15 protein-coding genes are annotated in these 19,247 nt (G+C 66.6%); 11 read left to right on the top strand and 4 right to left on the bottom strand.

What is annotated here, in order from left to right; translation table 11 throughout:
- Window positions 1–4: 4 nt before the first annotated feature.
- A complete protein-coding gene (locus NDI86_RS02510) occupies window positions 5–517 on the bottom strand; it encodes a hypothetical protein (protein ID WP_310898815.1) in 513 nt (170 codons plus the stop codon).
- Between the two features lie 167 nt (window positions 518–684).
- Between NDI86_RS02510 and NDI86_RS02505 the strand changes: the two genes are divergently transcribed.
- Entirely contained in the window at window positions 685–948 is a 264-nt protein-coding gene (locus tag NDI86_RS02505; RefSeq protein ID WP_310898814.1) for a hypothetical protein, read from the top strand.
- 81 nt (window positions 949–1,029) lie between these two features.
- On the opposite strand, the gene trpB is transcribed toward NDI86_RS02505, so the two are convergent.
- Entirely contained in the window at window positions 1,030–2,199 is a 1,170-nt protein-coding gene (gene trpB, locus NDI86_RS02500; RefSeq protein ID WP_310898813.1) for a tryptophan synthase subunit beta, read from the bottom strand.
- Between the two features lie 460 nt (window positions 2,200–2,659).
- Here trpB and NDI86_RS02495 point away from each other — a divergent pair, with 460 nt between their 5' ends.
- Genes NDI86_RS02495 through NDI86_RS02485 form a run of 3 tightly spaced genes read left to right on the top strand, consistent with a single transcriptional unit; the run spans window position 2,660 to window position 8,944 of the window.
- Window positions 2,660–5,662, top strand: a complete 3,003-nt coding sequence (locus NDI86_RS02495; protein ID WP_310898812.1) for a tubulin-like doman-containing protein — start codon at window positions 2,660–2,662, stop codon at window positions 5,660–5,662.
- Entirely contained in the window at window positions 5,655–7,097 is a 1,443-nt protein-coding gene (locus NDI86_RS02490; RefSeq protein WP_310898811.1) for a hypothetical protein, read from the top strand. Before NDI86_RS02495 ends, NDI86_RS02490 begins: the two co-directional genes overlap by 8 nt.
- A 2-nt stretch (window positions 7,098–7,099) precedes the next feature.
- Window positions 7,100–8,944, top strand: a complete 1,845-nt coding sequence (locus NDI86_RS02485) for a hypothetical protein (RefSeq protein WP_310898810.1) — start codon at window positions 7,100–7,102, stop codon at window positions 8,942–8,944.
- A 431-nt stretch (window positions 8,945–9,375) separates the two neighbouring features.
- Here NDI86_RS02485 and NDI86_RS02480 read toward each other — a convergent pair whose 3' ends face one another.
- On the bottom strand, window positions 9,376–10,107 hold the full coding sequence (locus NDI86_RS02480) for a CAP domain-containing protein (protein WP_310898809.1): 732 nt from the start codon (window positions 10,105–10,107) through the stop codon (window positions 9,376–9,378).
- 227 nt (window positions 10,108–10,334) lie between these two features.
- Here NDI86_RS02480 and NDI86_RS02475 point away from each other — a divergent pair, with 227 nt between their 5' ends.
- From NDI86_RS02475 to NDI86_RS02445, 7 genes are read left to right on the top strand one after another with little or no spacing between them, the layout of a single operon-like run.
- A complete protein-coding gene (locus NDI86_RS02475) occupies window positions 10,335–12,554 on the top strand; it encodes a type II/IV secretion system ATPase subunit (protein ID WP_310898808.1) in 2,220 nt (739 codons plus the stop codon).
- On the top strand, window positions 12,544–14,433 hold the full coding sequence (locus NDI86_RS02470) for a type II secretion system F family protein (protein WP_310898807.1): 1,890 nt from the start codon (window positions 12,544–12,546) through the stop codon (window positions 14,431–14,433). Before NDI86_RS02475 ends, NDI86_RS02470 begins: the two co-directional genes overlap by 11 nt.
- Window positions 14,430–15,152 carry a DUF7289 family protein gene (locus NDI86_RS02465; RefSeq protein ID WP_310898806.1) on the top strand — a complete coding sequence of 241 codons (723 nt, stop codon included), beginning with the start codon at window positions 14,430–14,432 and terminating at the stop codon, window positions 15,150–15,152. Before NDI86_RS02470 ends, NDI86_RS02465 begins: the two co-directional genes overlap by 4 nt.
- The gene (locus NDI86_RS02460) at window positions 15,145–15,591 is read left to right on the top strand and encodes a DUF7266 family protein (RefSeq protein ID WP_310898805.1); all 447 of its coding nucleotides are present in this window, start codon (window positions 15,145–15,147) and stop codon (window positions 15,589–15,591) included. Before NDI86_RS02465 ends, NDI86_RS02460 begins: the two co-directional genes overlap by 8 nt.
- A complete protein-coding gene (locus tag NDI86_RS02455) occupies window positions 15,588–16,268 on the top strand; it encodes a DUF7263 family protein (RefSeq protein ID WP_310898804.1) in 681 nt (226 codons plus the stop codon). The genes NDI86_RS02460 and NDI86_RS02455 overlap by 4 nt, the downstream gene beginning before the upstream one ends.
- Entirely contained in the window at window positions 16,261–16,665 is a 405-nt protein-coding gene (locus NDI86_RS02450; RefSeq protein ID WP_310898803.1) for a DUF7262 family protein, read from the top strand. The genes NDI86_RS02455 and NDI86_RS02450 overlap by 8 nt, the downstream gene beginning before the upstream one ends.
- A complete protein-coding gene (locus NDI86_RS02445; protein WP_417936236.1) occupies window positions 16,662–17,189 on the top strand; it encodes a DUF7261 family protein in 528 nt (175 codons plus the stop codon). Before NDI86_RS02450 ends, NDI86_RS02445 begins: the two co-directional genes overlap by 4 nt.
- A gap of 1 nt (window position 17,190) precedes the next feature.
- On the opposite strand, the gene acs is transcribed toward NDI86_RS02445, so the two are convergent.
- Window positions 17,191–19,176, bottom strand: coding sequence for an acetate--CoA ligase (acs, locus tag NDI86_RS02440; protein WP_310898801.1), 1,986 nt, complete (start codon window positions 19,174–19,176; stop codon window positions 17,191–17,193).
- Window positions 19,177–19,247 lie beyond the last annotated feature (71 nt).

Raw genomic sequence — 19,247 nt, 5'->3', positions numbered from 1 at the left:
CCGGTCAGCGAAAGAGCAAATCGAGGTCGGAGGCACAGGTCGACCCGCCGCCCTCGTAGCCGTCCCGCAGTCGGATACTGTGTTCCTGCTGGCGTTCCGTACACGCCTTCATGTCCGACCAGACGTGTGTCTCGTCGTCCGGCTCTTCGATGATGTATATCGTCACGTCACCGGGCTCCCAGACCCGAATCTCCGTCTCGACAGCCTCGTTTGGCGGGACGGTGACCTGCTGTGACGGAACCGAGTCCGTCACCGTCACGTTCCGGTAGCCGGCGGGCCAGACGAGCTGGGAGTACGTCACCAGCCGGTTCTCGCCCGCCGGCGTCGTGACGCGGAAGTTCGTGAGCAGGGCGTCCTCGACGCTCTCGACGGTGTACGCCGTCACCCGGTAGGTGGTGTCGCCGTCGTTCTCGACGGTGAGTGTCGGCGGGGCGTCGACGACTTCGCCACCGACCACGGAGACGCCGGCGAGGGCGACCAGGGCGGCGAGGAGGAGTCCGGCTTGGCGGGAGACCATGAGAGACACTCGAAGCCCGACCCACGAATAGGTGGGGAAACAGACGACGGCCGTGTCTACGGGCCGGATACGCCGGCGTGGGGCACGCCACGACGACAAACGCTTCGGCCGCGACCCGGTCGTGTCATATCGACATATATTTTCACGTGGGGCGGACATCGCCAGTGATGCCCTCCCCTCCCTTCGTCGACCGCGGCACCGGTGAACTCGACAGAGATCAGTTGCTCGCCGAAGCGATTCCGCTCGGGAAGCTCGTCGGTCTGTTCGCCGCCCTCGCCGTCGTCCCCTTCGCGCTCGCCTTTTTACTGGGCGGGAGCAACGGGGTGCTGGGCGCACTGTTCGTCGTCGTCGGCCAGTTCGTCCTCGCCGTCGGGACGGGTATCGTCCTCATCTACGTCGTCGCCCGCGGGATTCAACTGGCGGAGGCGTGACGGCAGCGCCGGTCGGTTCGGTCCCGCTGTCGTGTGTGGCTGTCCTCGCGTCTCGCTGATACGGTACCGACGGGCCAGTATCTACGGGGCGAGGTCGAACTTCTCGGCTGCGGTCTCCATGTCCTTGTCGCCGCGGCCACAGAGGTTCACGAGGATGGTGTCGTGGCGGTCCTCCTCGGCGAGCTTGATAGCCAGCGCGATGGCGTGGCTCGGCTCCAGCGCCGGGATGATGCCTTCCGTCTCGCTCAGTTCGCGGAAGGCGGCCAGCGCCTCCTCGTCGGTGATGCCGTGGTACTCGGCCCGTCCCAGCGACTGGAGGGCGGCGTGTTCCGGACCCACCGCCGGGTAGTCCAGGCCGGCGCTGACGGAGTGGTTCTCCGTCCCCTCGGGTATCTTCTTGGTCACCATCCCCTGGAAGACCTGTGGCTCGTCCTGTTCGGTCGCCGTGAGCGCCGCCGAGTGGTGACCCGAGTCCAGCCCTTTGCCGGCCGGCTCGGCCCCGTAGAGGGCCACGTCGTCCTCCTTGAACGCGTGAAAGAGTCCGATGGAGTTCGAGCCGCCGCCGACGGCGGCGACACAGGCGTCGGGCAGGTCGCCGTGTAGCTCCTGAATCTGTTCGCGGGCCTCCCGGCCGATGACCGACTGGAACTCCCGGACCATCCGCGGGAACGGGTCCGGCCCGACGGCGCTCCCCACGAGGTAGTGGGTCTCCTCGGTGTTCGCGACGAGGTCTTCCATCGCCGCGTCGACGGCCTCGGCCAGCCCCTCGTTGCCCCGCGTGACCGACTCGACCTCGGCGCCCATCAGGCGCATCCTGAAGACGTTCATCCGCTGGCGGCCGATGTCGTTTCGGCCCATGTACACCGTCGTGTCCATGTCCAGCAAGGCGCCGACCATCGCCGTCGCGGTGCCGTGCTGCCCGGCGCCGGTCTCCGCGATGAGGCGCTCCTTGCCGGCCCGCTTGGCGAGCAAGGCCTGTCCGAGCGTGTTGTTGAGTTTGTGGGCGCCGCCGTGGAGCAGGTCCTCGTGTTTGAAGTAGATGTCCGCGTCGTAGCGCTCGGAGAGCGTCTCCGCGTAGAACACCGGCGTCGGCCGGCCCGCGAAGTGTTCGAGGAGGTATTCGAACTCCTCCTGGAACGCCTCGTCGTCTTTCAGTTCGTCGAACGCGCCCGCCAGTTCGGCCAGCGGTTCTTCGAGCGGTTCCGGAACGTGTCGGCCACCGAACGCCTCGAATTCACCGGGTGTTGACATACGTCCCCCAGTGGCACAGCGGGCGGCTAAAAGCTACTGCCGACTGGGCCGGTCCGTACCGCCGTCGTCGACGGTTGCCAGTCGACGGGCGTCCCGCGAAGTACCGTCGGCGGCGGTGGCTGTTCGCCCGCGAGGCGCCGGCGCGTTCCGAAGTCGTGCTTCCGGCAAGCCGTGCTGCATCTCCATCGTTTAATGGCCCGTTACCTGTGTATAGCAGGCGTTTAATACGTGATAATACGTATGCGAATATAGTATAGACAACCTAATCACCGATTACAGAAGCTATAAGTGATAATAGTAGCAGAAATAAGATAGTAAAATCTGACCAATGAATTTCCCAGATAGAATCTTTACTATAGGCGGTGCAGGAAAAGAGATCGGCTTCACAATTCTCGAGACCGAGTGGATTCTGGAGGGGATTCTCGAACCCCGTCCCAACCCACAGTCGCTGACGGTCACCATGATCGACAGCGCCGAGGGCGAGGAGAACCAGGACAAGCAGCGAATCGCGGAGATTCGCGAGCGCATCGACGAGATGGAGGCAGAGCTGCGCGACCCCAACGCCGGGCGCACCGGCTCAATCACGGTCGACTACAAACTCATCAACGAGAACATCCAGCTGAGTTCCAGTATCGACCTGCTGGGTGACAACGCGATACCGCGTATCGCCAACGGCAACGGGATGGACGCCGCGAACTGGTGGCTCGAGAACGACGACATCAACGAGAACCTCGACTTCGCAAAGGGCGTCGTCAGGAAGCGCGGGCTGGGGAAAGCTATCTACTACAAAGCGTACGCCGAGGACGACTCGATTACGTCCTACATCGACCTGCCACAGAAAGGCAAGGTCGCGGTGCTGGCCGGCCTGGGCGGTGGCACCGGGTCCGGAATCCTCCTGGACCTCGTCCAGCACCTGAAGAAGCGCCAGCGGACCGCGGAGGTCTCGCTTTTCGGCATCCTGCCGAACCACACGGAGGGTATCGAGGAGTCGACGAACGCTTTCGCCGCGCTGTCGGAACTGGAGTACGCCAGCCTGGCCGGGGACAACCTGTTCAAGGACATGATACTCGTCCCGATAGACCCGACGGGCTGGGGCGGCAAGACGGGCGACCGCATCCAGACGGACCAGTTCCTCGAAGAGCTCGACCAGGCGATAACGTACCTGATAACCTCCTACTACAACACGCAGAACCTCGAGGACCCCTTCGCCAACACGCCGCGGTACGCGCCCTTCACCATCGGCATCCCGCAGGCGCTCAGGTACCGCGTCGAGGCGATAAACGAGGCTCGCGGGACCATCCGCGAGATGCTCAACACGAAAGAGGAGGGGCTCGAACGGGAGGAGGAGATATACGACTCCGTCGACCGGTTCCTCGCGAAACACTACACCGACGACGTCGAACCCGGCGTCACCGAACTGGACGAGGCCAACCTCCGCGACCGGCTCGAACAGGTCGAAGACTTACTGGAGTTCGAACTGTTCACCGAACTCAACTACGAGTCGGTGTCCATCTTCAGCGAGATAATCGCCGACGCGAAAGAGGAGAGCACGCAGCTGGTCGACCAGATTTCCCTCATCGACACGTCGATACGGACCGTCGACACGTCGGGCGACGGGGTCGGGACGTTCGTCGACAACATCGACGAACACCTCGCCTCCTTGCTCGAACACGAACTGCAACTGCTCGCGCGCCGCAAGTCGATTCTCGAACGCCGCAAGGCCGTCGACGACAACCGCATCCGGAACGCGCTCGAGTTCCTCATCACGCCGAGCGGTGATACCTCGGGGCCGGGGGTGAAGCTGAACCGGCTGGAGAGCAAGCTCGAGGACCTCAAATCCCAGCGCACGCGCGTGAAAACCAACCTCGAGAGCACGGAGTCCGAACTCGAAGCGCTCCGCGAGGAGATGGAAGACGAGGTCCAGCGACTCCTCGGCGACTGGGAGGAGACGGTCGAGCCGCCCCTCGAACAGCTTCGGAACTGCGACAGGGACGGCATCGAGAGCGAACTGCGACAGCTCCGCAACGAGCTCGAACGGTTCTGCAACCGGGTCATCAACGCAGAGTCGCCGGAGGAGGTCGAGGGCGTCCAGGCCGGTGAGATTTCACAGTCGCTGGAAGAGCTCACGCGGCTGTTCGACGCGGCCGGTGTGCCCTTCGACGAGACCCGACGCGAGGTGGAGTCCTCGCTGACCGAACTGCGGCGGGCCCGGACCGCGTTCATCAAGATGAACCGCGAGGAGAGCACCATCGAGAGCCTCACCCCGTGGGAGAGTTCGACGAAGGAAGAGCAAGAACAGGGACACAAGGACTTCCGGGTGCAGACGAACAAGCTCGGCGACCGGGATATCTTCAGCGTCGGTCCGCCGACCGGCGATTTCACCGCCGAAGTCACCTTCGACGCCCAGAGCCTGCTCCGCGACGTCACCGACCAGCAAGAGGCCTACGAGGAGACCATCGTCTCGGCACTGGCCGACCGCGTCGACGACATCGACCAGAAGAAAGTCCGCCAGCTACGGTCGAAGCTGGGGACCGAGACGACCATCGACCAACTGCGCCCCATCGCGGAAGAGGCCTTCTGGGACGACGTCGGCGAGACCGACGACCTGGAGAACCAGAAGGCGGAACTGGAAGCCGAACTGGCGGACATCGAAGAGACAATCGCCCTCTACGAACCGGCTATCGAGCTGTTCCAGAGCCTCAGCAGCCGTCACGACCAGTGGACGGACCGGCTGGCCGAGTTCGCGAAACAACAGAGCAGCTACGAGGAGGAGGCCGAGGCGCCCGCGCGAGCGGACGACGACTACGTCTACATCAAGCAGATAAAGCCAAACGACGTGTTCCGGGCGACGGGCAACGACGACATCGCCGAGAGCGATATCTCCACCAGCCAGGCGGAGAAACAGCGCATCCAGAACGGACTCGAAGAGCTCGCGAAGAACGCGCGCAACCAGCAGTACTCCGGGTTGCAGCGCCGGAAACTGAGCAAGGGCCGGAGCCGCTACGACGAGACGAAAGTCAGGGTCGCCATCCTCAGTCGGGCCATCGACCAGTTACCGAGCGAGGTCCTCGATTTCAAGGAGACCTTCGGCAACGCGTACAACCTCGGCGCGAGCGGGAAGTCGGTCGAGAGCCCCTACACCAGCTGGCAGCGCGACACCGGCGGGCCGTGGGACATCGGCCTCTCGGTGTTCATCAGCGGGGTCTTCCTCGACAACATCCGGAAAGTCGTCCAGCCGGACGGCTACTTCGCCGGGTACAGACAGAAGGAGGAGTCGAACGACAGCATCCTCATCCACCACAGCTACGAACTGGAAGAGGGCCACTACATCCGTCGGAAGGACACGTTGAACATGGAGAACGACGACGACGTGGCGTTCTATCTCCGTGACGAACCCGAAATCGTCGACGACCTGCTGACGAACTACATCGAGCAGATAGACCACACCTCCAACGATGGCTAACGCAATCGAGTGGCTCGGAGACAACCGGGAGAAGGCGTACCTGCTGGGCTATTTCGTCCTCATCCTGGGACTGAGCCTCCCCGTGGCGGGCATGGTGACGCGTGGGTATCAAGAGGCGAACCTCGTCCGGTCGCTGCTCAGACTCCGGTTGCTGGCCGGTATCACGCTCACGCAGGTGAGCGTGGCCGCCTTCGGCGTCTTCATCGGGCTGTTGATACTGATGTCCATCGACCGGAAGAAGCGGGTACAAGCGGCGCTGCTGTGGATTGGCGTGCTCGTCTCGCTCGTCGTGATCACGTCACAGGGGCTCGGCCCGGGGCTGGGCGACGCGGCGGCGAGTTCGCTGTGGTTCGTCGGCGGACTGCTCGTCGGGCTGGTCATGGGCGGCGGGCAGAAGCTACTGAACTTCGAGACGCTCCAGTTGCTGGAGTTCCGACGTGCGTCCGAAGGCGTCTACGTGTTGCTGTTCCTCGTGACCGCGCTCACCTTCCTGGAACTCCACATCGTCTATCCCGACATCTTCAACGTGGGTGCGAGCGGTGTCGGAATCCGGGAGATAGAGGGAGTCAGCTTCGGTCTCAACCAGGAGGGGCTGATTCAAAACACCGTCACGACCGGGCTGTTCCTGTTCGTCGTCAACCGGTTCATCCAGTACGACGCCGACAAGGACTTCTTCATCATCGGTCCGAAGGCCTCGGGCAAGAGCCTGTTCCTCGCCGGCGCGTTCCAGGAGGCGAACCAGCGGGCGAAATCCACCGAGAACGCCACGCCGCTCAACCCGAGTCAGGACCTGATGGAGATGATGGACGAGTTCGACCGGCAACAGAGCGGGTGGATGATCGGTGCGACCGGTCGTGGCGAACTCAACGACCTCCGGTTCCAGTTCGTCCACGGCTCGGTGTTCCCGACCAACATCTCGCTGGCCGGCGCGGACTACGCCGGTGAGTACCTCGAACGCCTCCCGGACGCGCTCTCGGGCGCGATAGACGAGGAGGACATGGACACGACCCTCGAACGGCTCAGAGAGGGGGTCGACCGGGCGGACACGCTGGTCATCATCATCGACTGCGAGCGGTTCGTGAACAACGAGCCACTGGAGATATCCCCGTACTTCAGTATCCTGCAGGCCGCCGGGGACAAGAACGCGCTGCTGGTCGCGACGAAGGCCGACCACCTGGCCGAGGAGTTCGAGGAGGAAAACCAGCTCGAACCGCACCAGTACTACGAGGAGTTCACCGACTACGTCAACCAGCGGCTCCGTCAGAACCAGAACATCAACGGCCTCGTGACGCAGGTCGGCGACGCGCGGATTCACCCCGTCTACTACCAGACGAAGGTCGACGAACAGGGCAACATCGTCCCGATGCGTGACCAACAGGGGAACGCGCTGACGGTCGGGTTCGAGAGCCTACTAGAACGACTGGGGAGGATATAACGATGGCAGAGTTACGGATTTACGATTCGCAGGGGCGCCCTATCCGGGGTGGGGCGGGCGAGAGCCAGCAGGTGAAAGACTTCTTCTTCGACGGCGTGCGCCTCGCCGTCGACGCGGGCAGAACGGAGATGTTCTGCTTCTTCCGGGCCAAGGACAACGAGACCGCCCGCTCCGAACAGTACTACGCCAAGTACTCCTACCGGAGCCGCTCGGAGATGAACGGCCTCTACCAGGAGGTAAAGCGCCGTATCGAGGGGGAGTACGGGATGATTCTGGACACCGAGAACGAGGACACGCGGTTCTTCGAACTCCTGGGGTCGTCCGAGTCCGGGCGAGCGCCCGAGAGTTCGGACCTCGACGACGTCCGCTCGCTGCTCTCGAACTTCGAGTCCGCCCGGGTCGGGGTCGGGAGCTACAGCGAAGCGTACGGCCTGTTCAGCCAACTGTTCAGCAACGACGGCGTGAGCAAGATCGCCGTGAGCGACAACGCCACCGGCCGGTCGCTGTCGGCGTACGACCTCGTCATCGAGAAGGGCGACTACTTCGGGCTCGAACTGCTGGGCGACACCGAACAGAAGGTCGAGTCGCTCCGCGAGCGACGGCGGTCGGCGTTCGACTCCGAGTACGGGACTGAGGACGACAACGACCCCATATCCGGCCTCGTGGGAGCGGCGCTGTTTGGCGGTATCGGTGTCGCACTCGTCCTCGCCGCCATCTACGGGAGCTGTCTCGGGCTCGGGATGGCACTTCCGGGCGTCGGGAGCCCCCCGTTCGTCGACAGCTGTGGGCCGTCACTCGGTGGCGTCGACGCGGACGTGGCCGGGAACGGCTCACAGGAGATACGTATCACGGGCGCCATCAACGGCCTGAGCGAGACGAACGAGACGCTCACCGTCACCGTCGTCCACGAGAACGAGACGGTACTCCACAACAGCTCTAAGAAGCGCCAGCTCAACAGCTCCGGTGCGTTCGACTTCACCGTCCGGCCAGACGGTAACGTGACCAGCCTCGCCCCGGGTGACTACATCGCGACCGTGGAGTACGGCGGCACCAGCAAGAACGCGTCCTTTACCGTCGAGGACGGCACCGATAGTGCCGAGGCGACGAGCGGGGCGTCCGAGAACGACACCGCGTCCTCGACGGCGGGTAACGACACCGCGTCCTCGACGGCGGGCAACGACACCGCGTCCTCGACGGCGGGTAACGAGAGTGACGACACGTCGTCGGCGAGCGAGAGCACAGCGGGCGGCTCTATCGAGAGCGTCAGCGCGCAGGAGACAGTCGACGGCCAGACGGACTCGTTCCAACTCGACGGGGCAGTGACCGGTGTCACGAACCGGACTGTCAACATGAGTATCGACTTCAGCGCGTGGGACGGCACATCGCTGAACAGTATCGAATCGAAGGACGTGACGGTCGCATCGGACGGGACGTTCGCGTTCACCGTCCCCTTCGACCCCAATGGCACGGACGGACCGTACGAGGTCACGGTACGTTACAACGAGTCGACCGCAAGCGACACGTTCGAGTCCGGCTCTGCGACTGACCCACAACTGGAGAACGTGTCGTTCACCTATGCAGATGGGCAGCAAGCGAAGATAAACTTCCGAGGGAACACCAGCGGCTTCGACGGCCGCACGGACACGAGTATAGACGTCCGTCTGGAGAACGACACCGCCACGGTATTCCAGGGTACCGTCCCGGTGACGGTAGACGACGACGGGACCTTCCAGCAAATCGGGCTGAACGTCTCCGAGAACAGTCTGGCTCCCGGGACGTACACCCTCGTCGTCACGTACGATGACGGGACGCCGGTCGAAGATACGTACGATATCTCCTCGAACTGACCGACAGACCGGCAGCGCCGCACCGTCGTCACACTGTGGCAGCTGACGAGTACACGTTCGCTGTCCGCTTTACCATATCGAAGGGACGGGAGCGGAGCACAGGTGGCTCACGGCGTCGGTCGAGGGCCTGTCAGTGAACGCGTCGACGGAAACGTGGAAACCAACCGTACAGGACCAGCGTCGGCGACACTGCCGAGACGCGTCCACCCGGAGTCATCCGGCCCGGGTGGCGACTGCTCTGGGGGGTCGCCTGCTCGCGCCAGACGCCGCGTCAGTTCGGACGCGGGCCGATACGTCGACTGCCTATCGGCGCACCGAGACGTACTGAGACGGGTCCGGCGTCGGGCCGCCCACGGCCGAAGCCGTAGACCGAACGCTTCGACGGTGCGGACCACCAGAAACCAAGACGTGCCGACGAGCCCCGGACCCGCTCAGCAGAGGTCCGCCGTGGCGTAGAGGTCGCCGTCACTGGAGACCGCGACACCGACACCGACAGCGTCCGCGTTCTCGTAGGAGATGCGCTCGTCGTACCGCGGCGTGGTTTTCCAGTCCGAGACCAGCGCGTCGGCGAGCCGCTCTTCGAGGGTCCCTGCGCCCCCGTTCGCGTAGGCGCCGACACTCACGCGGCCGATGACTTCGAGCTGGTTGTTGCTGGCGTCGACGATGTAGTTATCCTTCTGGAACTCACACTGACCGTACAGGTCGTTGCGCTTGTACCGGGCTTCGCTGTTCCCGTTGCCCACGTTGTGTGAGAGGAACTGCTGGTCCGCCATGTCCTGACTGTGGGCCTGTGCCATGCTGGCGAGTCGGGCGGCCGTCGTGGAGTCGGTGCTGAACTTGTTGTTGAACGACCGGTCCGCGTTGAGTTCGGTCTCGATGGCCGTGACCAGTTGCGACCGGTTCACCCTGGCCGAATCCGACTGGTCGTCCTCGGGCGACGGCGTCGCGGTCGGCTGTGTCGGCGCCGGTGTCGCTGTCTCCGGTGCGATTGGGGTCGCTTCCGGTCCGGGCTCCGTCGACGCCGCCTGACCGTCGGTCGCCGTGGGCGCCGCGGCCCCCGATTGCCCCTGGTCGCCCGAGCCGGTTCCGAGTATCAGCCCGACTCCGGCGACGGACGCCAGGACGACGAGGAAGCCAACAGCCACGATTGTGCCAGTGCGCATTGATTTACGGTTCGTGTTGTCTCTCTTCAGCCTTTTGGAAGAGTCACTTTGCTGTGATACTGATAGTACGAACCCGTCGTATCGCTGAATGTAGTCGCCTCTTCGCTCAGCGAGTGGCGCTCGTTACCATCCGCTCAAGCGCTGTCGGCCATGAACGGAACACTGCCGATTTAATTCTCGTCCCTACTGCAAAATTTTAAATACTTTCGGGCGCCCAAATCCGTTCGATGAGTGCACGAGGAGCCGGGAACCGGCACTCACAGGTCCCAGCGCCGGTCCCGCCGGACGACCCCGACGCGTGGTACGCGCCCGACGTGCGCGAACAGGACGAGATACATCCGGGCGTCGTCGTCACCGTGCGCCAGGCCGACGAGTTTCAGTACGAGGTCCGCGAACCGGTGCTCTCCGCGAGCGACCGCGAGGCGCTGGCGACCGTCGAATCGCACTTCGACGGGGCAAACATAGAGCGGCCGCGCACGCGGGAGGGCGCCATCGAACGGATGGAGCGCGGGTTCGACCCGAAACACCGGCGGGTCATCGACCGGCTGGTCGACTGCTCGCCCGCGGCCCGGCGACGGGTCGCCTACCACGCGCTCCGCTCGCTTGCCTGCCTCGGGGAGTTGACCCCCTACGCGCTCGACGAGCGTATCGACGTCGCCGACGTGACCGACGACAGCGTCGTCGTCCACACGGAGGACTACGCCCCGGCGACGACGAGCCTGGACGACCCCGACTACATCGAACGGTTCGCCAGCGAGCGCGTCGGGCGCCACACCGTCACCTTCCAGGGGTTCGAGATACCGGTCGTCGTCTACCGCGAACACCTGCTTGGCAGCGACCCGTTCACGACGAAGTACGCCGTCCGCGAACCGGACCTGCTGCCGGGCGACGAGGAGCTCATCGCGGCCTGCAAGGAGCGTGTCTGGGAGACCAGCGTCGAGGGGGTGGTCGAGGACCGCGTGGCGTTCGTCCGCGAGCGGGCCAGTTCCCTGCTCGCCCGGCAGCTGACGGTCCGCAACACGACCGAGTGGGTCGAGGCGGTGGCCTACCGGGTCCGATCGGCCCTGGCCGAACTGGACCTCGCGGTGCCGCCGCTGGACCAGCGCTTTGCCGACGACCGACTCGACGACCTGCTGTACTACGTGCTGCGGGACCTGGTCGGCCACGGCAAGCTCACCGTGCCGGTTCGGGACCACACGCTCGAAGACATCGAGGCCAACCGCGTCGGCGAGCGGGTGAAGGTGCTGCCGAGGGCGGATCTGGGCCACGACGGCCGCGTCCCGACGAATCTATCCTTCGAGGACGAGTCGGCGTTCGTCAACGTCGTCACCCAGCTAGCGGCCGACGACGGCACCGAACTCAACGCCTCGAACCCGAGCGCGAAGGTCAACATCGACCCCGAGGGCGAGGGTATCCACGACGCCGAGGAGACCATTCGGTGTGCGGTCGCGCTCCCGACCATCAGCGAGGACGGCCCCCACATCTCCATCCGGAAACAGTCGACCGACGCGATGACACCAGTCGACCTCGTGCAACGGGACTCGATGCCGACGGAACTGGTCGCACTACTCTGGCTGCTGTACGAGTCCCACGGCGTCGTCCTCTTCTCCGGGCCGACCGGCGCCGGTAAGACGACTCTCATGAACGCCCACATGCCGTTCATCCCGTATCGGGACCGCCCCATCAGCATCGACGAGGGGTCCCGTGAGGTCAGGATTCCACACGAGACGGGCGTCTCGCTCACGACGCGGGACCACGAGCGCGACCACCGGCGCGTGACGATGGCCGACCTCATGACCCAGTGTAACTACCTGAACCCCGACGTGGAGGTCATCGCCGAGATAAACACCCAGGCCTCCTTCGAGACGTTCGCCGAGACGTTGAACACCGGCCACGGAGTACTGGGTACCACCCACGCGGCCGACGTGGAGACGCTCGTCAACCGCATCATCGAGAAAGGCGTCCCGACCTACCTGTTGGCCGAAATCGACCTCGTCGTCTTCCCCCGTCACGTCGGCGGCGAGCGCTACGTCGGCGAGGTCGTCGAGTTTCCCCGCGAGCCGCCGGAGGGGGACCGCGGCGGAACCATCGAGAAAGACGGCGAGCGGATTCACTACAACACGCTCTGTCGGCACCGCCCCGACGGTTCGTTCGACCTGGCCTACGACCACCCGCAACTTGGCGACGACCGCCGTCGCGTCGAGACGGCTATCTTCGACCGCTTGTCGTCGCTCCGGGACGAGCCGGTCGAGACCGTCGAAGAGACGTTCCACCGCCGTCACAGATACGTCAAGTACCTCGTCAGAGAGGACCTCACCGACTTCGAGGAGCTGTTCGGCGTCCTCGCCGACCTGGAGACCAACGAGGCAGCGACGGTCGAGCGACTCCGTCGGCAGGCGCGCGAGACCGACCCACTACATCTGGAGGTAGAGACCGGTGACGACTGAGGGGCGGAGTCTCGGACTGCTCGACCGGGGGCTGTACGCGCTCTTCGCCCACCACACCGACGACGACCGCCACACCACGACCAGGGAGCGCTACCGGGCGGCCCATCCCGACACCGGGTTCGGGCTGTATCTCGCGCGGGTGTACGGGCTGGCGTGGCTCGCGCTCGTCGGCGCGAGTCTGGCGACCGGCGCGCTGGCACTGGCGCTGCCGGCGAGTACGTTCGACCGCCTCACCGCGGCGCTGGGACAGGCCGTTCCGGTCCTCAACCGGCTGGCGCTCCCGCCCGTCTCCCGGCTGGTCGCGACGCTCGTGCTGTCGCTCGCTGTCGGGGTCGGCTCCCGGTGGCTCGTCCTGGCGCTTGGCAACCGCTACCTCTCGTGGGTCGCCCAGGCCCGTCAGGCCGACATCGCGACGACGCTGCCCGGCGCCGTCAGATACCTCCGCGTGCTCGCCTCGGGGACCCACGACCGGACGGAGATGCTGCGGGCCGTCGCCGAACAGGACGCCTACGGGGAGACGGCGGTGGAGTTCCGCCGGGCGCTCAACCGCGGGACGCTCACCGGGAGCCTCGACGTCGGACTCGAACAGGTAGCCAGCGAGACGCCCTCCCGGGACCTGCTGGCGCCGTTCCTGCTGAAGTTCCGCGAACACGCCAACCAGAGCGCCGACGCGCTGGAGGGGTATCTGGAGATGGAGGGGCGCCTGCTGTCACACGAGCAGAGCCGCCAGCACGAGCGGGCGACGGGCTATCTCGAACTGCTCGCGGAGCTGTTCGTCGTTCTGCTGGTGATTCCGGCGCTGGTCGTCCTCATCGTCACCGTGATGGGCGTGCTCGCGCCGGGGCTCTCCAAGCCCGTCGCGACGCCGCTGGGCGCTCTCTCCGTCCGCTCGCTCGTCGTCTACTGCAGCGCCGCGTTCGTGCTGGCGACCGGCCTCGTCGCCGCGTTCGTGGTCACGAGCCTGCGGCCGCGCAACACCGCCGCGCCGAGTTACTCGCTCCCCGAAACCGCCGTCGGCGTCCTCCGGACGGTCACGTCGAATCCCGCCAGTGCCCTGACGCTCTGTCTGCCGCTGGGGGGCGCACTCGCCGGTGGACTCTGGTGGCTGGGTTACCGCCCCGTGAACGTGCTCTTGCTGTCGTACGTCGGCGTCAGCCTCCCCGTCGGGCTGGTCGCGGTGGGGCGCGCTCGCCGCGACGACGCGAAAGACCGGGAGATACAGGACTTCGTCCACGCCGTCGCCGGCCACGTCGCGCTGGGGCGACCGTTCCCCGCAGCCGTTCGCCGGGTCGCCGAGGACGTGCAACTGGGCGCGCTGGCCACCGACGTCGAGGCGCTATCGTTTACGCTCTCGCTCGCCGACAGCCCCGGCGACGCGGCCGACGACCGCCGGGCGGCCGCGCTGGACCAGTTCGTCGACCGCGTCGGGACGCCGATGGCCGAACAGACCATCGGGCTGGTGGTCGGCGCGCTCGACGCGGGCAGTGACGCTGAAGACGTATTCGAGACCTTACAGACCGAGATAGGCCGGCTGTATCACCAGCGAAAGTCGCTTCGTTCGACACTTTTGGTGTACGTCGCGGTCGGCTGGACCACCGCCTTGCTCGTGGTCGGCATCACCGTCGCGATGAACGTCTACGTCCTCTCGGAGTTCGCCCAACTCTCGACGGTCGCGAGAAGCCAGACCGTCGCCTTCGACCCGACGGCCATCGACCCCGCGAGGGAGCGCTATCGCTTTTACGTCGTGACGCAGGCGACGATGCTGGCATCGGGCTGGTTCGCCGGGACGGCGAGCCGGGGGTTCTACGAGGCGTTGCTGCACTCGGGGGCGCTGGTACTCGCGGCCTACGGCATCTACGCGGGGGTGGGGTTGCTGTGAGCGTGCGCGGCCAGTCCCACGTCGTCGGTATCGTCCTCCTGCTCGGTATCACGACGGTCGCGCTCGGCGGCCTGACGACGGTCGTCGGCGACGTCATCGACGGCCAGACGGCGACGGCCGACGAGCGCCGCGTCGCGAACGCGCTGGACAGCGGGCTCCGCCCCGTCGAGGGGACGGGGCCAAACCGGGTCGACGTGCGGTTCAGCGAGGGCAAGCTCTCCACCGTGGACCGTCAGCTGCGAATCCTGAACGCCAGCGGCGTCCGACGGGAACTCGACGTCGGCGGGCTCGTCTACACGTCGGGTGCGAACCGGGTGGGGTTCGTCGGCGGCGCTATCACCCGAGGGCCACCCGGCAACGCGTGGCCGGTTCGGGGGCCGCCGGTGACGGTCACACGTGACAACGACACCCTGCTGGTCGGCGCCGTCCGGCTGGGCGCGAACGGGACGACCGTCAGCGGGAGCGGCGGTGTCACGGCTCGACTGCGGACCAACGTGACCCACGACCGGACGGCGCTCCCGCGGGCCGACTACCGCGTCGCTGTCGAGACGGCCACGCCCGAGCCACTGGCCCGACAACTGCGCGAGCGCGGACTGGCGACGACCACGAGGGACATCGACGGTGACGGTGTGCCAAGCGTCGTCGCTGGCGTCCGGGGCCGGCAGGAGCTACAGCTGGTCGTCCACCGGACGAACACGGAGGTGACCGGCGGTGGATGACCGCGGGCTCAGCACCGTCGTCGAGAAGCTGCTGTCGCTGTCGGTCGTGGTGCTGTACATCACGCTGCTGACGACGGTGCTGTACGGCGGCTCTCTCCCGGCGTACCGCGGCGCCGTTGGGGCACAGCTGGGCGAGCGAGCGCTGGCGGAGGCGACCGCCGAGGTCGAACGGGCGGTCCCGCCGCCGGGCCGGGCCGCCGCTGCCAGCCGTCGGGTCGACATCCCGGCGACGATAGACGGGGCCGGCTACCGCATCCGGGCCAACGGGACCCACCTGTTGCTGGTGCATCCCGACGCGGAAATCGGTGGGACCGCGCGACCGGTCCTGCCCGACCGCGTCGGGAACGTCACCGGGGAGTGGGACAGCGGCGCCGACACCGTCGTCACCGTCGATGGGGCGCAGGGTAACCTGACCGTCAGACTGGGGGCGCGCGGATGAGTTCGGCGGAGCCGACGCGAGGACAGACGACGCTGCCCGCCGTCGCCGCGGCGCTGGTCCTGCTGACGCTGGTGACGGCGCTCGGGCTGGGACTGGCCGACTCGGCCATCGCGGGCGCCGAGCGGACGCCCGACGAACGCCGGGTCGCCGCGGCGACGGCCGAGCGCCTCGTGGCCGCGGACGGCCCCCTCGCCGCGCGAGCGAACGTCCTGAACGGCTCGCGAGTCGACGCGTTCGACGGCGCAACGCTCAGGAGCGAAACGCCCGCGACCGCGAGTTACGCTGTCGACGTGGGACTCGGCGGGGAGACCCTCGCGTCGACCGGCGACGCGGCGGCCGGGACGACGATTCGCCGCCTCGTCCTCGTAGAGCGGACCGACACACGGCGTATCGACCCCGAGAGCAGGCGCCTCACGCTGCCGCGCCGGGCCACGAGCGCGTCGGTCACGTTCACGCCGGGCGGCGGCGCGGCGGTCCGGACGATGCGGGTCAACGAGCAGATCCGGCTCCACAACGACAGCGGCCTCCGGGGGACCTTCGCGGTCGACCTGACGCCGTACAGGACCACCCGCATCCAGTTCCAGACGCCGGGGCAGGTCGCGAGCGGCGACGTGACGATAACCTACGAGACGCCCCGGACGACCAAGACGACGCTGTCGGTGACCGTCGATGCCTAGGGCACAGCTCCCCCTCTCGCTGGTCGAGGTAGCGCTGGGTGCGACCCTGATTTTGGGCGTCGCGCTGGGCTTTGCCCTGGCGACGCCGGCCCCGGACACGCGGGGGCCACAACTGACCGCGTACGCCGAGGACACGGCGACCATCCTCCAGACCGACCCGGCCAGACACAACGGGACGACACGGCTGGGCGAGGTCCTCGCCAGCCAGCGGACCTTCGACCGCGAGCGGGCGAATCTGGAGCGCCGGGTCGAGCGCATCCTCCCGGCGAACGTCCGCTTTGCCGTCCGGACGCCCTACGGCTCGGTCGGGACGGCGGTGCCCCGGCGGACAGCGACGGGAACGGCGACCGTACGGACCGGGTCGGGACCGGTCAGAATCGAGGTGTGGTACACGTGAGCGAACGCGGGCGCGGCCAGTTGGTGCTCGTGGCCGCGGTACTGGTCGCCGTCGCGCTCGCGCCGGTCGTCCTCGCCTATCTCCAACTGGGCTACCACGACGACGTCCGCGCGGCGAGCGCGACCGGGGACCCGACGGGAGACACCGTTCGCGTCCTCGACCGTGCCGTGACCCGCGAGGCAGCGTCCGTCCCCCGGACGTATGCGTGGGCCGACCGACAGCAGGCGGTGACTGCCTTCCGCGACGGCCTCGAACCGGTGCGCTCGCGGCTCCAGAACGCGACCGTCGAGCGTGGCACCGTCACCGAGATAACGTACAACGCGACCGCGGCGCGAGCGTGGCAGTCGGCGAACTGTCCCGGCGGGCCGGGTCGTCAGTTCGGCGGCTGTCGTACGGACCGCGGCGTCGTCGTTCAGGACCGGGTCGACCGGACACACGTGCTGGCGGTAGGGTTCGACGTGACCACGACGACCGAACGCGGCGAAACGCGGGTGACTGTCGTGGTGCGGGCGCTTGGCGCCTAGCTCACTCCCCGGAGACCTGCTCGCGAATCCGTTCGGGGACGGCGGGGTCTTCGAGCGTCGTCGTATCGGAGAGGGGCCGTTCGTTGCTTATCTCGCCCAGCAGCCGACGCATTATCTTCCCGCTGCGGGTGTAGGGCAGCGAGTCGACGACGGTGACGTGGTCGGGGCGGGCGAACTTCCCGATGTCCGTGGCGACGGCCTCCCGAACGGCCTCGCGGACCTCCGCGCCGGCCTCGGCGTCCTCGCGCAGGACGACGTACGCGTCGGGGACCTGCCCCTTCTCGGGGTGGTCGCGGGCGGCGACGGCGGCCTCGGCGACGTCGGGCACCTCGACGATGACGCTCTCCAGTTCCATGCTCCCGAGGCGGTGGCCCGCGACGTTCATCACGTCGTCGATGCGGCCGAGTACCCTGAAGTAGCCGTCGGCGGCCTCGACGGCGCTGTCGCCGGCTTTGTACACCCAGTCGCGCCAGTCGTCGCTGTCGAGGTCCGAAAAGTCGGCCCAGTACTCCTCGATGTAGCGCTCGTCGTCGCCCTGCAGCGTCTGGAGCATCCCGGGCCAAGGTCGGTCCAGCACGAGATAGCCGGCCTGGCCGCTGCCGGCTTCGAGTTCGGCCCCGTCGTCGTCGAGAATCGCGGCGGAGATGCCCGGCATCGGTCGGCCGACGTACCCGGGCTTCATATCCGCCAGCGCGGGGAGGTTACTGAGTACCACGCCGCCGGTCTCGGTCTGCCACCAGGTGTCGATGACGACGCTGTCCCCCCCGCCGACGTGGTCGTAGTACCACCGCCAGACTTCGGGCTGGATGGGCTCGCCGACGGAAGTGAGATGCTTGAAATCGAAGTCGTACGGCTCCAGGTGCGACTCGCCCCAGCGCATGAACAGCCGGATGGCGGTCGGGGAGGTGTGGAAGATGTCGACGCCGTATTTCTCGGCTATCTCCCAGACGCGGCCGCGATGCGGGTGGTCGGGCGCCCCTTCGTACAGCACCGAGGAGGCGGCGTTCGCGAGCGGGCCGTAGACGATGTAGGAGTGGCCGGTAATCCAGCCGATGTCGGCGAAACACCAGTAGGTGTCCGTCGGGTGGATGTCGAACAGGGAGTGGGTGGTGCCGGTGACGTAGCTGAGGTAGCCGCCGGTGCCGTGCTGGGCGCCCTTTGGCTTGCCCGTGGTCCCGGAGGTGTACATCAGGAAGAGCGGGTCGGTCGACGCCCGCGGGACGGGGTCGACGCTGTCGCCGCGGTGAACCGCCAGCAGGTCGCCGACGAGCACGTCGCGTTCGGTCAACTCGGTGGCCGGATGCAGGTCGTCCTCGCGGGTCCAGACGAGGACGGCGTCGACGTCGTCGTCGAGTTGCTCGCGAGCGTCGTCGGCCTTCCGCTTGTGCTGCAGGAACTCGCCGCGTCGGTAGTAGCCGTCGATAGTTATCAGGTGTCGGCTGTCGGCGTCCGCGATGCGGTCGGCCAGCGCCGGGGCGGAAAAGCCCCCGAACACCTCGCTGTGGACCGCACCGAGGCGGGCACAGGCCAGCATCGAGATGGGCAGCGCGGGCACCATCGGCAGGTGCAGCGTGACGACGTCGCCTTCCTCGACGCCGACGGCACGCAACGCGGCGGCGAACTCGTTGACCTCCCGATAGAGGTCCTGGTAGGCGAGTCGACGGCAGTCACCGGGTTCGCCCTCCCAGACGAACGCGGTCTTCTCGGCGTACTCCTCGAGGTGACGGTCGACGCAGTTATGGGCGGCGTTGAGCCGACCGCCGGTGAACCAGCGGAAATAGGGCGGGTCGCTGCCGTCGAAGACGGTGTCCCACCGCTCGTCCCAGTCCAGTCGCTCGGCGTAGGCCTCGAACCCCTCGGGGAACTGGTCGAACTCGTCGAAGACGGTCGGGTCGGTGACGTTCGCCTGGCCGACGAACGACGGCGGTGGTCGGTAGTACTCCGGTTCAGAGAGCCGCGTCTCGATGGGGACGGGGTCGTCGGTCATAGGACAGTCGGCAGACATATCGTCGGCCAGCGGAATAAGCACCGGTCGCCAGCTACGGTACGGTTCGTCCA

The organism is Haloarcula onubensis, assembly GCF_031624605.1.
In the GTDB taxonomy this organism is placed as follows: Archaea; Halobacteriota; Halobacteria; order Halobacteriales; family Haloarculaceae; genus Haloarcula; species Haloarcula onubensis.
This window is presented reverse-complemented; position numbering and strand designations above follow the sequence as displayed.

Bases quoted from the DNA above. Each gene is read 5' to 3' on its own strand.
- NDI86_RS02510 (WP_310898815.1), bottom strand. From the start codon at position 517: ATGGTCTCCCGCCAAGCCGGACTCCTCCTCGCCGCCCTGGTCGCCCTC.
- NDI86_RS02505 (WP_310898814.1), top strand. From the start codon at position 685: ATGCCCTCCCCTCCCTTCGTCGACCGCGGCACCGGTGAACTCGACAGA.
- trpB (WP_310898813.1), bottom strand. From the start codon at position 2,199: ATGTCAACACCCGGTGAATTCGAGGCGTTCGGTGGCCGACACGTTCCG.
- NDI86_RS02495 (WP_310898812.1), top strand. From the start codon at position 2,660: ATGATCGACAGCGCCGAGGGCGAGGAGAACCAGGACAAGCAGCGAATC.
- NDI86_RS02490 (WP_310898811.1), top strand. From the start codon at position 5,655: ATGGCTAACGCAATCGAGTGGCTCGGAGACAACCGGGAGAAGGCGTAC.
- NDI86_RS02485 (WP_310898810.1), top strand. From the start codon at position 7,100: ATGGCAGAGTTACGGATTTACGATTCGCAGGGGCGCCCTATCCGGGGT.
- NDI86_RS02480 (WP_310898809.1), bottom strand. From the start codon at position 10,107: ATGCGCACTGGCACAATCGTGGCTGTTGGCTTCCTCGTCGTCCTGGCG.
- NDI86_RS02475 (WP_310898808.1), top strand. From the start codon at position 10,335: ATGAGTGCACGAGGAGCCGGGAACCGGCACTCACAGGTCCCAGCGCCG.
- NDI86_RS02455 (WP_310898804.1), top strand. From the start codon at position 15,588: ATGAGTTCGGCGGAGCCGACGCGAGGACAGACGACGCTGCCCGCCGTC.
- NDI86_RS02450 (WP_310898803.1), top strand. From the start codon at position 16,261: ATGCCTAGGGCACAGCTCCCCCTCTCGCTGGTCGAGGTAGCGCTGGGT.
- acs (WP_310898801.1), bottom strand. From the start codon at position 19,176: ATGACCGACGACCCCGTCCCCATCGAGACGCGGCTCTCTGAACCGGAG.